Raw genomic sequence first — 12,278 nt, 5'->3', positions numbered from 1 at the left:
CGCGCCCGAGGCCGGTCAGCGCCACTGCGGCGTGGATTCCCAGGTCATCCACTGCTGGAAGGCGGCCATGCCGAGGTCCTCGAACAACAACTGCAGCGGGCTGCGGCGCGGCTTGAACACCACCAGCTTCTCCACGCCGATCACGTCCCGGGCCACGCTCCGGTCGGTGCCCAGCCCGTCGATCAGGCCCAGCTCCACCGACCGGTCCCCGGTCCAGATCAGGCCATTGAACAGGTCGTCCCGCTCCACGAGGCGATCGCCGCGCCCGGTGCGCACCACGTCCACGAACTGCTGGTGCACGCCCTGCAGTACGCCGTCAAGGTGGTTCACATGGCCCTCGTCCAGCGGCAGGAAGGGGTCCAGGAACCCCTTGTTCTCGCCCGCGGTGAACAGGCGGCGCTCCACCCCGATGTTGTCGATCAGGTCCACCAGTCCAAAGCTGTCCATGCGGACCCCGATGGAGCCGACCATACTGGCCTGGCTGGCATAGATCTCGTCCGCGGCCACGGCGATGTAATAGGCGGCCGAGGCCCCCACGTCCCCGATGACCGCATACACCGGGATATCCGGGTGCTTCTCCTTCAGCCGCAGGATCTCGTCGTGCACGTTCGCGGCCTGCACCGGGCTGCCGCCCCCGCTGTTGATGCGCAGCATCACCGCCTGGGTACCTTTGGCCTCGAACGCCTCGTTCAGGACCTTGGCGATATCCTCGGCGTTGGCCGCCGCGCTGGAGGCGATCAGACCCTCGACCTCCACCACCGCCACGTGTTCGGAGGGCTCGCGCTCGGTCTCGAACAGGCCGGCAAGGCCCATATCGCCGCCGCGCACCAGAATCAGCAGCGCGACCAGGTAAAAGAAGAACAGCAGCTTGAAGAAGATGCCCCAGCGCCGGGCCCGACGCTGCTCGATCACCTGTGCCTGGACCAGTTTCTCCAGGGTCTCGCGTTCCCAGCCCGGTTTGTTCTCGTTTGCCCAGCCCATCGTGGTTCCTTGTTCAGGTTGTACGCTCGGCCTGCCGGAAGGCCTCCAGCAGCGCTGCCAGGTTCGGCAGCAGGGCCAGCGGCTCGGCGCCCTGCAGTCTCTGTGGCGGATGTACGCCGTGGGTTATCCCCACCGCGGGCACACCGGCATGGCGAGCCATTTCCAGATCATAAACGCTATCACCGACCATGCGCGTGCGCCCCGGTTCCACACCCGCCCGCTCCATCACGCAGCGGAGCATGGCCGGGTTCGGCTTGGACGGGTGTTCGTCGCCGGTGGCGGTCGCCACAAAGTAGCCCGCCAGACCGGTTGCCTCCAGCGCCTGGTCCAGGCCGCGGCGTGACTTGCTGGTGGCCACACCCAGCAGCACCTCGCGCGCATCCAGCCAGTTCAGGAGCTCGGGCACGCCGACAAACAGCGGGGTCTCCGGGGCATCTTCAGCCTCCAGATAACAGGCGCGGTAGGCGGCGGTGAACTGGTGAACGAACGCCTCGTCCGCGCCCGGGTACAGCTCCTGCACCGCCGCCTGCACCCCGAGCCCGATGATATTGCGCAGGCTGGCCTCGTCGCGCTCCGGGGCGCCGGTCGCGACCGCTGCCCGTTGCAGGCAGTGGACGATGCGGCGCGGCGAGTCCATCAGGGTCCCGTCCCAGTCGAATACGATCAGACGCAGGTCCGCGTCGCCGGGCGGCAGGAGCGGGATGCTCATGCGTCGTCCCCGGTGCCGGCATCCAGGTGCGCCAGCACCTCGCCCAGCTCGTCCGGTAGCGGTGCGGAGAACACATGCCGCTCGCCGTCCGCCGACTGATAGGCCAGCGCCTGGGCATGCAGGAACAGCCGTTTCAGGCCCTGCTTGCGGAGGTGGCGGTTGGCATCCGGCAGGCCGTAGTCGTGGTCGCCCGCCACCGGGTGGCCAATCGCCTGGCCGTGCACGCGAATCTGGTGCGTGCGCCCCGTCCCGATCCGCACCTCCGCCAGCTGGTACGCGCCATGCACCTCCAGCGGCTGAAAGACACTCTGGGCAGCACGAGCCCGTGGCCCGTCATCCCCGGCCTCCCCGCCGGCGCGCATCCGGCGCCGGCCGTCATCCTGGCGGCCGCTGGCGATCGGGGCATCACACTCGATGGGCTGGCCACCCGGGAACGGGCCCACCAGCAACGCCAGGTAGCGCTTCTCCACCCGGCCCTCGCGGAGTGCGGCGTGGAAGTCCTGCAGCGCGGGGCGGTTCTTCGCCAGCAACAAGCACCCGCTGGTCTCGCGGTCGAGGCGGTGGCCCAGCTCGAGCTCCGTATCCGGCCGCAACTGGCGCATCGCCTCGATAATGCCGAAGGCCAGCCCGCTGCCGCCGTGCACGGCGAGGCCCGAGGGCTTGTCCAGTACCAGCAGGTCATCATCCTCGTGGATGATGACCCGCCGCAGTCGATCCAGCACCTTCGGCGGGATCTCCGAGGCGGCCGCTTCCGGCCGATCGAGATCGGGCACGCGAACCTCGTTGCCCGCCGCCAGGCGTTTGTGGGCCTTGGCCCGGCGTCCGTCGACGCGCACGGCGCCCTGGCGTACCAGGCGATAGATCAGCCCCTTGGGCACGCCCTTGAGTTCGCGGAGCAGAAAGTTGTCGAGCCGCTGCCCGTCACCACGCTCGGTGACCCGGAAGCTGCGCGGGCCGGAGGGTTCACGCCTTGCATTCATGACGCGGGATGCTACCGGAGCGGCGCTTCCCGGGCTACTGCACGCGGCGTTCCCGCGGCCGAAAAAACTTGCCCATACGGGGGGTTATGCCCTACATTGGCGCACGGTACGTTGCTGCGAGTTGCCGGCAACGCGCCTCGAATCACCCGCCACTTCGACCCACGAGCTTTCGACAGCTCCCGGTCGAAGGGCCATCGCCGCAAAGCGACACTGTGACGCTATTTCTTCTAACCCAGTCCTGTCTCCCCGGCTCCGCCTCCAGCAGGCGACTGATCCCGTGGTTGCTGGTGAACACCTGGCTGGCGCGCTGGCTTTCGCTACGCGCCGCCGCTGCGAGCACGCGTGCGCAAGCGTTGCCGTGCCGCCGCTCGATCGCCGCACCCGGGGTCCCGCGGTTCCCCGCCGGACGCCAGGACGCCCTACCGAGTCCATTGCATGAAACGCATCCTGATCAATGCCACGCAGCCGGAAGAGCTGCGTGTCGCCATGGTCGACGGCCAGCGGCTGTACGACCTGGATATCGAACTGCCCTCGCGAGAGCGCAAGAAGGCCAATATCTACAAGGCCAAGATCACCCGAGTCGAACCGAGCCTGGAGGCCGCGTTCGTCAACTTTGGGGCTGATCGCCACGGCTTCCTCCCGTTCAAGGAGATTGCCCATACCGCCGTTGGCGCCCCCGCCGACAGTGACAAGCCGATCCGCGAATTCCTGAAGGAAGGCACGGAACTGCTGGTCCAGGTCGAGAAGGAAGAGCGCGGCAACAAGGGCGCCGCCCTGACGACCTACATCAGCCTCGCGGGCCGCTACCTGGTCCTGATGCCCAACAACCCGAAGGCGGGGGGCGTCTCCCGCCGCATCGAAGGCGAGGATCGCGCCTCCCTGCGCGATGCCCTCTCCGGGCTCAACATGCCGGAAGGCATGGGCGTAATCGCCCGTACCGCCGGCGTCGGGCGCAGCACCGAGGAGCTGCAATGGGACCTCGACTACATGACCGCCCTGTGGGCCGCCGTGACCGAGGCCGCGGACAAGGCCAAGGCCCCGGCACTGATCCATCAGGAAAGCAACGTCATCATCCGCGCCCTGCGCGACCACATGCGCAACGACGTGGGCGAGGTCATCATCGATGACAACGGGGTCTACCAGCAGGCGGAAGACTTTGTCCGCCTGGTGATGCCGAACAGCCTGCGCAAGCTCAAGCGCTACGATGACCCGGTCCCGCTGTTCAACCGCTACCAGATCGAGAGCCAGATCGAGAGCGCGTTCGACCGCGAGGTCACCCTGCCCTCCGGCGGCGCCCTGGTGATCGATCACACCGAGGCCCTGATTTCCATCGACGTCAACTCCGCCCGTTCCACCAAGGGCGGCGACATCGAGGAGACCGCCTTCCACACCAATCTGGAGGCTGCCGAAGAGGTCGCGCGGCAGCTGCGCATCCGCGATCTGGGTGGCCTGATCGTGATCGATTTCATCGACATGAACGCCAACAAGCACCAGCGCGAGGTCGAGAACCGCCTGCGCGAGGCGCTGGAGATGGATCGCGCCCGGGTTCAGGTCGGGCGCATCAGCCGCTTCGGACTGCTGGAGATGTCGCGCCAGCGGCTGCGCTCTTCGCTTGGGGAATCCAGCCAGAACACCTGCCCGCGTTGCGAGGGCCACGGCCAGATCCGCAGCGTGGAATCCCTGGCGCTGTCGATCCTGCGTCTGATCGAGGAAGAGGCCATGAAGGACCGGACCGGGCTCGTGATGGCCCAGGTCCCGGTCGACGTGGGCACCTTCCTGCTGAACGAGAAGCGCGAGTCGATCACCGACATCGAGGGTCGCCACCAGGTCGACATCAGCATCATCCCGAACCCACAGTACCTCACCCCGCGCTTCGAGGTCCGTCGCGTGCGCGGTGACGAACGCGAGGAGACCATCAGCGATCGCGGCTCGCACGAACTCGTGGAGATCGTCGAGGACGACAGCGATCCGCATCAGGAGCGCCGCAGCAAGGTCGAGAAGCCGCTGGTCCAGGGTGTCAAGATGACCGGGCCCGCCCCCGTCAGCGAAGCCGCACCCATGGCCCCCGAACCGTCGGAGCCGGTCACACAGCCGGGATTCTTTGCCCGTATCTGGTCCTCGCTGTTCCCCAATGCCGCGCCCGCATCCGACCAGGAACAATCGGAAGGTCGTCGCAAGGAAGGCGGCCGCGACCGTGGCGGCAAGGGTGGCGGCGCGCGCGGCGGTTCCCGGAAAAAGGCCGACAGCGGCAGCCGCAAGTCCGGCGACAAACGCGGCGACAGCAGCAATGGGCGCAAGGGCGGCCCCGACAAGGCCGATGGCGCCAAGTCCGATAACGCCAGGTCCGACAAGGGTGATGGCGGCAAGGGTCGCTCGCGGCGCGGCGGCAAGAAGGACAGCGAGGCCGACAAGGGTCCGGGCCGCGATGCGACCAAACCCGCGGCCGAGAGCCGGGGCCCCGAGGGCCAGACTGCTGACAAGACCGCCGGTGACAAGAAGGGCAACGGCAAGCCGGCGGAGAAGCCGCCTGCGCGAGATCAGGATCAACCCGCGACCGGCGACACCGGCGGTGCCCCCGCGGGCAAGGGCCCCGAGAAATCCGACGAGGACGACGGCAGCAAGGGGCGTACGCGGTCCCGCCGCTCCCGCCGTGGAGGCCGTCGTCGCGGTGGCCGTAGCCGCTCCGGTGACAATGCCGGCGACACCGGGGGCGATGGCACCCAGAGCACGTCGGGGGATGCAGACGCCACCGAGTCCGGTCGGGACGCGCCGACTCCGGCCGATTCCGCCCCGGCCTCCGGGAAGCCCCGGGACGCCCCGTCAGGGGGCGGTCGGCAGCCGCAAACCGAATCGACCCCCGCCTCGCCGGACGCTGCACCGGAGCGAACACCGGCGAAAGCGGACAGCGATGAAAGTGTGGCGGATGCGCCGTCAGCCAAGGGTCGTACCCGCGGTGGACGCGGCCGCAAGCCTGGCGCCGATGCCGACCCGACCGGGGATGTGAGCCCGGCCTCCAGCGAAAGCCAGGGCGCAGCGAAACCGGAAAAGTCGGAAAACGCGCCCGCCCCCAGTGCCGAGGCGGCACCGAAACCGGAGGCCGACAGCCCGGCCCCGGCCAAGCGTCGGCCGCGTGGTGCCGCGAAGACGGGAGCCGGCGAAGCGACCCCGGACCCGGGCGAAGCTACGCCGAAGGAATCGACCGAGGCACCGGCCACGGCGAAGAGCGCGCGCTCGAAACCGACCCCGGAACGGTCCGGCGACGAAGCCGCCGCATCCTCTGCCCCTGCCCCGTCGAAGCCCGACGAGGCAAAGGCCGAACGCGTCTCGACGCCCAAGCCTGCCCCGGAACCGGCCGACACCACGGCCGGCGACACGGAGCGCAAGGGCAACGACTGAACGGAACCAGCCGGTTCCAATCGAAAAGGGCCCGCCTTTCGGCGGGCCCTTTCTTTGTGGGTCCGGCTCCGCTATCCCCGGACCCGTTCCTATCATCGCGATCAGGCGTTACGGTCCCGGGGTCGGCTCAGGAGGCCTTCAGCGTGTGACGCTCGCGGATGTGGGCCAGAAGCCCGTCGGCGGCCGCCTCCACCAGATCCATGACGTGCACGAAGCCCTCGTCTCCGCCGTAGTACGGATCCGGGACTTCGTGTTCATCGAACTGCGGGGCAAAGTCCAGAAACCGCAGCAACTCGGCCCGCGCCTCGGGCGGACGAATCGCCTCGGCGTTGCGGTAGTTCGCGTCGTCCATGGTCAGGATGTAGTCGAACTCGAGGAAGTCCTCCGGCTCCAGCTGGCGTGCGCGCAGATCATCCAGGTCGTAGCCGCGCGAACGCGCCTCCTGGCTTGCGCGGCGATCGGGCTTGGCACCCACGTGATAGCCCGCGGTCCCGGCCGAGTCCACCTCGATCGCGTGTTCCAGCCCGTGTTCGCGGATGCGCGCCGCGAACACCCCGTGCGCCATGGGCGAACGGCAGATGTTGCCCAGACACACCATCAGTACACGTATCTTCGCCATCTCCATCGTCATCCCGATCATCAAAACACGCAGGATACCAAACCGGAATGCGCCGGCGGATTCGTTTCATGCCCGGCCCCGCGGTGTGCGATGCTGAGCCTTTAAACTCAGGAAGTGGTCATGGTCGACCTTGGCGGCCCGCGAATCCCCGGCTGGACATCCCCCGGCACCCTGACCGGGGGTGCCGGGAGTCGTGAAGCCACAAGCCTCCAGGTTGGGGCCCGTATCGAGGTTCGTGTTCTGGATGTCCTCCCGGATCGCAGCGTGCGCCTGCGTCTGGGACCCAGTGCGAATACCGCCGGTGCGAACACCGCGGGGACAGCCGGAGCAGCAGCGCGACCTACGGCGAGCCCTGCGCTGGTGACGGCACAACTGGCCGGCGCCCTGCCCGATGCACTGGTGAATCGCCCCGCGGGTGGCTCGGGTCCGCCGGTGATGCTCGCCGAGATCACCCGGACCCAGCCGCGCCTGGAGGTGCGTCTGCTACCCCTGACGCTGGACCGCGCCGGCCCGCGACCCGCCGGGCTTGGCCCGTCGGCCAGTCCCGCTCAGCAGTGGCTCGGGCAGGAACTCCGCCAGCACCTCCCCGGGGCGCGTCCATTGGGCCCTACCCTGCAGGCGCTGCTACCACCCGCCGGCGGAGCTCCACGCGGCGAAGCGCCAACGCAGGCCACCGGAGCGGTGGCGCCGCTACCGCCGGCGCTCCAGCGTCTTGTCGATCTCCTCCCGACGCCGGCACAGCTGTCACAGCCGGAAAGCCTGCGCCAGCAGGTTCAGCAATCCGGGCTCTGGATGGAGGCCATGCTGGGGCTCGCGGCCCGGGGCCAGGGCCCGGCCCATCCCCTGGCCGCCGATCTCAAGGCCCAGTTGCTGCGCGCGGCCGACCAGCTCCGCCAGGGAGGCGAAGCCCGCCCCGCGGCGGCCCCGCCGGCCCCCGCGACGCCAGCGAACGCACCCGCCCTGCCAGCCCTGACGGGGCTGCTGGAAGGCTTGCTGAAGCGCGTCACCTCCCTGCAGCTCCAGTCGCTGCAATCCTTCGCCAGCGACGAACCCGGGAACAGCCGCTGGTTCTTCGAGCTGCCGCTACGCAGCGAGCAGGCCGTCCACGGCGTCTTCGGCGAGATCCAGCGCGAGTCGCCCACTGACGAGGAGCCGGATCCTCCCTGGTCGATCGTGCTGACCCTGGATATCGGGGACCTGGGACCGCTGCGTGTGGCAGCGGCCGCCCGCACAGCAGGCGTTAACGTGCACTTCACCGCAAGCGAGCCCGAGACGGTCGCGCGCCTGCGGCAGGAACTGCCCCGGCTGCGCGAACGTCTGGACGAGCGCGAATTGACGGTCACCGGGCTGTCGGTCCGCCAGGGCGAGGTGGACCCCGAGCCGCGGCCGCCGGGCACCCACCGTATGCTCGACGAGCAGGCCTGAACGGTGGCACGCAGGGACACCGGAGAGCGAAAGGCCGGGCGCGACGGGGCGCCCGAGCGGGCGGTTGCGCTGGAATGGGATCGGCGCCGGGCGCCGAAGATCACGGCCAGTGGATCGGGAGCCACCGCCGAGGCCATCCTGCGGATCGCCGAGGAGCACGGCATCCCGCTGCATCAGGACCCGGCCCTCAGCGAGGCGCTGGCGCAGATCCCCGTCGGGAGCGAGATCCCGGAGGAACTGTACGTGGCGGTGGCGGAGATTCTCGCCTTCGTCTTTCTCCTGGCGGGCATTACCCCCGATGACCGCGCCGGTGGCTATCGGGATGCATCGCGCAGCCGGGGACGCTCGGGCGGCGGGCCCGAGCCGGAATCATGAACGCCCGCTAGAACCCGTTGGCGCCGCCGTGCCGGTCCCGTGCAGGCTGAAAAGCAGGTCGAGCTCGGTGGATGTGAGCCCGCAGCGCCGGCGCACCTCTTCGCGCCCCAGGCCCTGCTGGATCAGACGAATGGCCTGCTCGTAGGCACCGCTGTCCCCTTCGCGGGCCCGCAACTCGCTGTGCTGGTCATGCAGGCGTTCCAGGGCCCGCTGCACGGAGGCCTGGGCCTGGCCATGGGTGGCTACACCCTCGGACAGGGCCTTCATGGCCCCCTGCAACGCCATCACCGAGGTGGCCTGGCGCTGATAGTCCTGGCGCAGGGCGGCGAGCTGGCGCCGCAGCAGGATCACCAGCCCCACGGAAAATGCGGCCACGATGGTCGCCAGCAGCGCGATCAGCGCGACCAGCCAGATCACCATTCCCTCTCCCATTGCGCGCACTCTCCTGAATACCGGGCCCGGTGATTGTCGCGTGAATCGTGGGCGCCTGACCAGCGCAGCGCAATTGCCGGAGCGTGATCAGCCCGGGTTTGCGGATTTCTCGCAGCGGCGCGCGCGGACGCAGGTGTCAGGCGTAATCGTCGATCAGACCCCGCCGCTTGCCGCGTTCCTCCTTGCGTGGCGGGCGCTGCTGGGTCGGACGCACCGCGGGCCGAAAGACCGGGTCGCGGTCGTGATCGTCGCTCAGACGGCGACCGGGAACGGTGGTATGCACGGGCCGGACCGTGCGATCCGGCTGAAACTCGTCGACCATGGCTCACCTCCCGGCTTGCGCCCAATGGCCCGCTTGTTCAGGGAGTTGGACCCGACGCCCGCGCTACAGTTCGCGCAGTTGCGCCCACTCCTCGTCGGACAGCAGCTTGTTCAGGTCCACCAGGATGGTCAGCCCCTCCTCGGTGCTGGTGACCCCCTGGATGAAACGGCTGCTGTCATCGTTGCCGACCTCCGGCGCCGGTTCGACCGCGTCCGGGGCGATCCGCACGACCTCGGATACCGAGTCCACCAGGATCCCGACGTTCTGGTTGTCCACGTCGATGATCACGATCCGCGAGGCCTCGTCGGATTCGCGATCGTCCAGCCCCATGCGCCGCCGCGCGTCGATCACGGTCACGACATTGCCGCGCAGGTTGATGATCCCGAGGATGTAATCCGGAACGCCGGGGACCGGCGCGATCTCGGTGACCTTGAGGACCTCCTGAACCTGCAGGACGTCGATCGCGTAGGTTTCCTCCGCAAGGCTGAAGGTCACATACGGAGCGGTGTCGGCCTTGGCCATGGCTTCTACGTCTTGTGCGCTGCTCATGTCGTCCTCGATGTTCCGTGCAGGCGGGTTTCGCCCTGTGGTGTCGTCCTGACCGGGTTATCGGCCGCTCGCCGCGAGGCTTGAATGCCGCGCGGGGTGCTTCAGTCCCAGCCGCCCTCGTCGAGGGTCTGGTCCAGGGCCTCGAGATCCAGCAGTGTCGCCATCTTCTCGCGCTCCACCCCGGCCAGCCAGGGCAGGCGCCGCCGGTGGCTGCGCCAGCGCAGCGAATCCGGCTGGATCACGCGGGTCCCGTGGATCGCCCGGCAGGCCAGGGCGAAGCGGGAGCCGGCCAGGAACACGACCTGGCGGGCGGTATCCGGCTCGTATTCGCGGTCCTCCGGCGTCACCACCGCGGCCAGGTCGATCAGCTGCACCCGGCCCTGTTTGGTATCGGCCAGCCCAAGGTACCAGACGGAGTGATTCGGGGTCGGTCGCACCTCCAGGCTATCCAGCGGGGCCACACCGCCCAGCGCGTGGAGCGGCGCCAGTAGCGTCAGGTTGCCGGCCTCGATCACCAGGGCGGAGAACGACTCCTCGGGGCGCGGGTAGTCCCGCTCCGCCGGATCGTCGGGCGGTGCGGGCGGTGTCGCGGCAGGCGCTACCTCCGGCTCCCCAACCGACGTCGAAGTGTCGACCTCCGGAACGGCTTCCGCCACCGGCGCGGGCGGCTCCAGCAGATCCTGACGCAACAGCGTCCGCACCGGTTCCGGTTCGTCGAGCAGGCTGCCGAAATAGTCGTCCAGCGCGTCCGGTTCCGCCTTCAGGGCCAGGTTGTCGACTGTGGATCGCTTCATCCGCGCCGCCTCCGTTCATGGGGTTCGGACAGCTGTCCGCCGATCGCCTCCAGCAGGTCCGAGTATGCGAGCACGCCGCGTGCATCGGGGATCATGAAGCAAAGCGGCTGACCGGCGCTGGAGGCATCCCGAAACTTCGTGTCCACCGGGATCACCCCGGGCCACACGTCGTCCCCGTACAGCCGGCGCAGCTCGGCCAGGGCCTCGTGCGCGGCGCGCGTGCGGCGATCGAAAAGCGTGGGGATGATCCGGTACTGCAGCTCGGCCTTGCGCGACTTCTGTACCATTTTCAGGGTATTGATCATCCGTTCAAGCCCCTTCAGGGCGAGGAATTCCGTCTGTACGGGCACCAGCAGCTCGTCGCAGGCCGCCAGCGCATTCACCATCAGCACACCCAGCATCGGCGGGCAATCCAGCAGCACGTAGTCATACTGGTCGGAGACCTTCTCCAGCGCGTGCCTCAGCACCAGGCCCATGCCGCTGCGCGTCCCGAGCTGGCGGTCCAGAGTGGCCAGGGCGGTGCTCGCGGTCAGCAGATCCAGCCCCGGGAAGCGGGTCTCGCGGATCAACCCGTTGGGATCCGGGTCGGCCCCTTCGGCGCACTGGCTGAACAGTTCGTATACCCCGCGCGTGGCGGTTTCCGGATCGTGGCCGAAATAGGCCGTCAGCGAACCATGCGGATCCACATCCACCAGCAGCACACGCTGCTCCGGACCGGAGAGCAGGCCGCCCAGCGTTACGGTGGTCGTGGTCTTGCCCACCCCGCCCTTCTGGTTTGCCACCGCCCAGACCTTCATGGTGTGTCTCCATCCGTCGGGAGCGGCGCGGGCGGAAGATCCTCGCGCAGGCGCTCCGGTTCCTGCGCCCCCTCGGCGCGTGGCCGCGCCCCGGGCAAGACCACGATGGACACGCGCCGATTCTCGGCACGGCCCTCCGCCGTTTCGTTGCTGGCCACCGGTCGGTGTTCGCCATACCCCAGGGCCACCAGATTCTCCGGGTCCACCCCGGTCTCCTCGAACACGCTGACGACCGCCGCGGCGCGTCCCGACGAGAGCTCCCAGTTGGAAGGATAGACCGCCGTCTGGATGGGGACGTTGTCGGTGTGCCCCTCCACGTGGACGCGCGACACCCGCGGGGCCAGGATGCCCCCCACTTCCTGCAACAACGCCTCGGCCTCCGGGTTCAGCGTCGCCGACCCGGACGGGAACAGCAGGCGGCTGGTGATCTCGATCTCCAGCCAGTAGGCCTCCCGGGTCACGCGAAGGTCGCCCTGGTCGATCCACTGCGCCATGGCCTGTTCGATCTCGCGGGCGGTCTCCGCCAGTTCGTCGAGAAAGGCCTGCATGCCGGCGTCGTCGGGGCTGTCGTCCAGCATCCCGCTCAGGGCCATGTCGATGGGCTGCGGACCGTCCTCCACCAGCCCCGGCTGGACCTCGATCGGCACCAGTGCGCGCAGATCCTGCGGGGAGCGGTCGCGTGCCACGGTGGGATCCCCCACCTGAATGGGCTCCGCCTGCATCGGCGCCCGGAAGGCATCCACCAGGGACTCCGACAGCACGCGATACTTGCCATCATCCACCGACGAGATCGCGTACATCACGACGAAGAACGCAAGCAGCAGCGTGACCAGGTCCCCGTAAGGAATGGCCCATGCTTCGTGATTCTGATGTTCCTCCGCCCGCTTGCGTCGCGCCAT

At 68.7% G+C, this 12,278-nt stretch carries 13 protein-coding genes; 3 read left to right on the top strand and 10 right to left on the bottom strand.

The window, feature by feature from the left end; all coding sequences use genetic code 11:
* Nucleotides 1-15: 15 nt before the first annotated feature.
* From C996_RS0104585 to C996_RS0104575, 3 genes are read right to left on the bottom strand one after another with little or no spacing between them, the layout of a single operon-like run.
* Nucleotides 16-981, bottom strand: coding sequence for a S49 family peptidase (locus tag C996_RS0104585; protein WP_018866279.1), 966 nt, complete (start codon nucleotides 979-981; stop codon nucleotides 16-18).
* 13 nt (nucleotides 982-994) lie between these two features.
* Nucleotides 995-1,690: an HAD family hydrolase gene (locus tag C996_RS0104580; RefSeq protein WP_018866278.1), complete on the bottom strand. Its 696-nt coding sequence runs from the start codon at nucleotides 1,688-1,690 to the stop codon at nucleotides 995-997.
* A complete protein-coding gene (locus tag C996_RS0104575; RefSeq protein WP_018866277.1) occupies nucleotides 1,687-2,670 on the bottom strand; it encodes an RluA family pseudouridine synthase in 984 nt (327 codons plus the stop codon). Before C996_RS0104575 ends, C996_RS0104580 begins: the two co-directional genes overlap by 4 nt.
* A 435-nt stretch (nucleotides 2,671-3,105) precedes the next feature.
* On the opposite strand from C996_RS0104575, the gene C996_RS0104570 reads away from it, so the two are divergent.
* Entirely contained in the window at nucleotides 3,106-6,066 is a 2,961-nt protein-coding gene (locus tag C996_RS0104570) for an Rne/Rng family ribonuclease (protein WP_018866276.1), read from the top strand.
* Between the two features lie 127 nt (nucleotides 6,067-6,193).
* Here the strand turns inward: C996_RS0104570 and C996_RS0104565 are convergent, their stop codons facing one another.
* Complete coding sequence (locus C996_RS0104565; RefSeq protein ID WP_026279202.1) at nucleotides 6,194-6,685, bottom strand: low molecular weight protein-tyrosine-phosphatase; 492 nt, start codon at nucleotides 6,683-6,685, stop codon at nucleotides 6,194-6,196.
* A gap of 360 nt (nucleotides 6,686-7,045) precedes the next feature.
* Between C996_RS0104565 and C996_RS0104560 the strand changes: the two genes are divergently transcribed.
* The gene (locus C996_RS0104560; protein WP_018866274.1) at nucleotides 7,046-8,110 is read left to right on the top strand and encodes a flagellar hook-length control protein FliK; all 1,065 of its coding nucleotides are present in this window, start codon (nucleotides 7,046-7,048) and stop codon (nucleotides 8,108-8,110) included.
* A gap of 3 nt (nucleotides 8,111-8,113) precedes the next feature.
* Nucleotides 8,114-8,485, top strand: a complete 372-nt coding sequence (locus C996_RS0104555) for an EscU/YscU/HrcU family type III secretion system export apparatus switch protein (protein WP_018866273.1) — start codon at nucleotides 8,114-8,116, stop codon at nucleotides 8,483-8,485.
* Here C996_RS0104555 and C996_RS0104550 read toward each other — a convergent pair.
* The 6 genes from C996_RS0104550 to motD form a co-directional block, all read right to left on the bottom strand.
* Nucleotides 8,480-8,905: a DUF2802 domain-containing protein gene (locus tag C996_RS0104550; protein ID WP_018866272.1), complete on the bottom strand. Its 426-nt coding sequence runs from the start codon at nucleotides 8,903-8,905 to the stop codon at nucleotides 8,480-8,482. The two genes, C996_RS0104555 and C996_RS0104550, sit on opposite strands and share 6 nt — an antisense overlap.
* A 148-nt stretch (nucleotides 8,906-9,053) precedes the next feature.
* Entirely contained in the window at nucleotides 9,054-9,239 is a 186-nt protein-coding gene (locus tag C996_RS0104545; RefSeq protein ID WP_018866271.1) for a hypothetical protein, read from the bottom strand.
* A gap of 63 nt (nucleotides 9,240-9,302) precedes the next feature.
* Nucleotides 9,303-9,761: a chemotaxis protein CheW gene (locus C996_RS0104540; protein WP_018866270.1), complete on the bottom strand. Its 459-nt coding sequence runs from the start codon at nucleotides 9,759-9,761 to the stop codon at nucleotides 9,303-9,305.
* 128 nt (nucleotides 9,762-9,889) lie between these two features.
* On the bottom strand, nucleotides 9,890-10,582 hold the full coding sequence (locus C996_RS0104535; protein WP_018866269.1) for a chemotaxis protein CheW: 693 nt from the start codon (nucleotides 10,580-10,582) through the stop codon (nucleotides 9,890-9,892).
* On the bottom strand, nucleotides 10,579-11,379 hold the full coding sequence (locus tag C996_RS0104530) for a ParA family protein (protein WP_018866268.1): 801 nt from the start codon (nucleotides 11,377-11,379) through the stop codon (nucleotides 10,579-10,581). Before C996_RS0104530 ends, C996_RS0104535 begins: the two co-directional genes overlap by 4 nt.
* Nucleotides 11,376-12,278 (bottom strand): flagellar motor protein MotD, encoded by a 903-nt coding sequence (gene motD, locus C996_RS0104525; protein ID WP_018866267.1) that lies wholly within the window; start codon nucleotides 12,276-12,278, stop codon nucleotides 11,376-11,378. Before motD ends, C996_RS0104530 begins: the two co-directional genes overlap by 4 nt.

The organism is Thioalkalivibrio sp. ALE25, from assembly GCF_000377285.1.
Lineage (GTDB): Bacteria > Pseudomonadota > Gammaproteobacteria > Ectothiorhodospirales > Ectothiorhodospiraceae > Thioalkalivibrio.
The sequence above is the reverse complement of the archived record's forward strand: the minus strand, read 5'-3'. Positions and strand labels throughout refer to the sequence as shown.

Bases quoted from the DNA above. Each gene is read 5' to 3' on its own strand.
- C996_RS0104585 (WP_018866279.1), bottom strand. From the start codon at position 981: ATGGGCTGGGCAAACGAGAACAAACCGGGCTGGGAACGCGAGACCCTG.
- C996_RS0104580 (WP_018866278.1), bottom strand. From the start codon at position 1,690: ATGAGCATCCCGCTCCTGCCGCCCGGCGACGCGGACCTGCGTCTGATC.
- C996_RS0104575 (WP_018866277.1), bottom strand. From the start codon at position 2,670: ATGAATGCAAGGCGTGAACCCTCCGGCCCGCGCAGCTTCCGGGTCACC.
- C996_RS0104570 (WP_018866276.1), top strand. From the start codon at position 3,106: ATGAAACGCATCCTGATCAATGCCACGCAGCCGGAAGAGCTGCGTGTC.
- C996_RS0104565 (WP_026279202.1), bottom strand. From the start codon at position 6,685: ATGGCGAAGATACGTGTACTGATGGTGTGTCTGGGCAACATCTGCCGT.
- C996_RS0104550 (WP_018866272.1), bottom strand. From the start codon at position 8,905: ATGGTGATCTGGCTGGTCGCGCTGATCGCGCTGCTGGCGACCATCGTG.
- C996_RS0104545 (WP_018866271.1), bottom strand. From the start codon at position 9,239: ATGGTCGACGAGTTTCAGCCGGATCGCACGGTCCGGCCCGTGCATACC.
- C996_RS0104540 (WP_018866270.1), bottom strand. From the start codon at position 9,761: ATGGCCAAGGCCGACACCGCTCCGTATGTGACCTTCAGCCTTGCGGAG.
- C996_RS0104535 (WP_018866269.1), bottom strand. From the start codon at position 10,582: ATGAAGCGATCCACAGTCGACAACCTGGCCCTGAAGGCGGAACCGGAC.
- C996_RS0104530 (WP_018866268.1), bottom strand. From the start codon at position 11,379: ATGAAGGTCTGGGCGGTGGCAAACCAGAAGGGCGGGGTGGGCAAGACC.
- motD (WP_018866267.1), bottom strand. From the start codon at position 12,278: ATGGCGCGACGCAAGCGGGCGGAGGAACATCAGAATCACGAAGCATGG.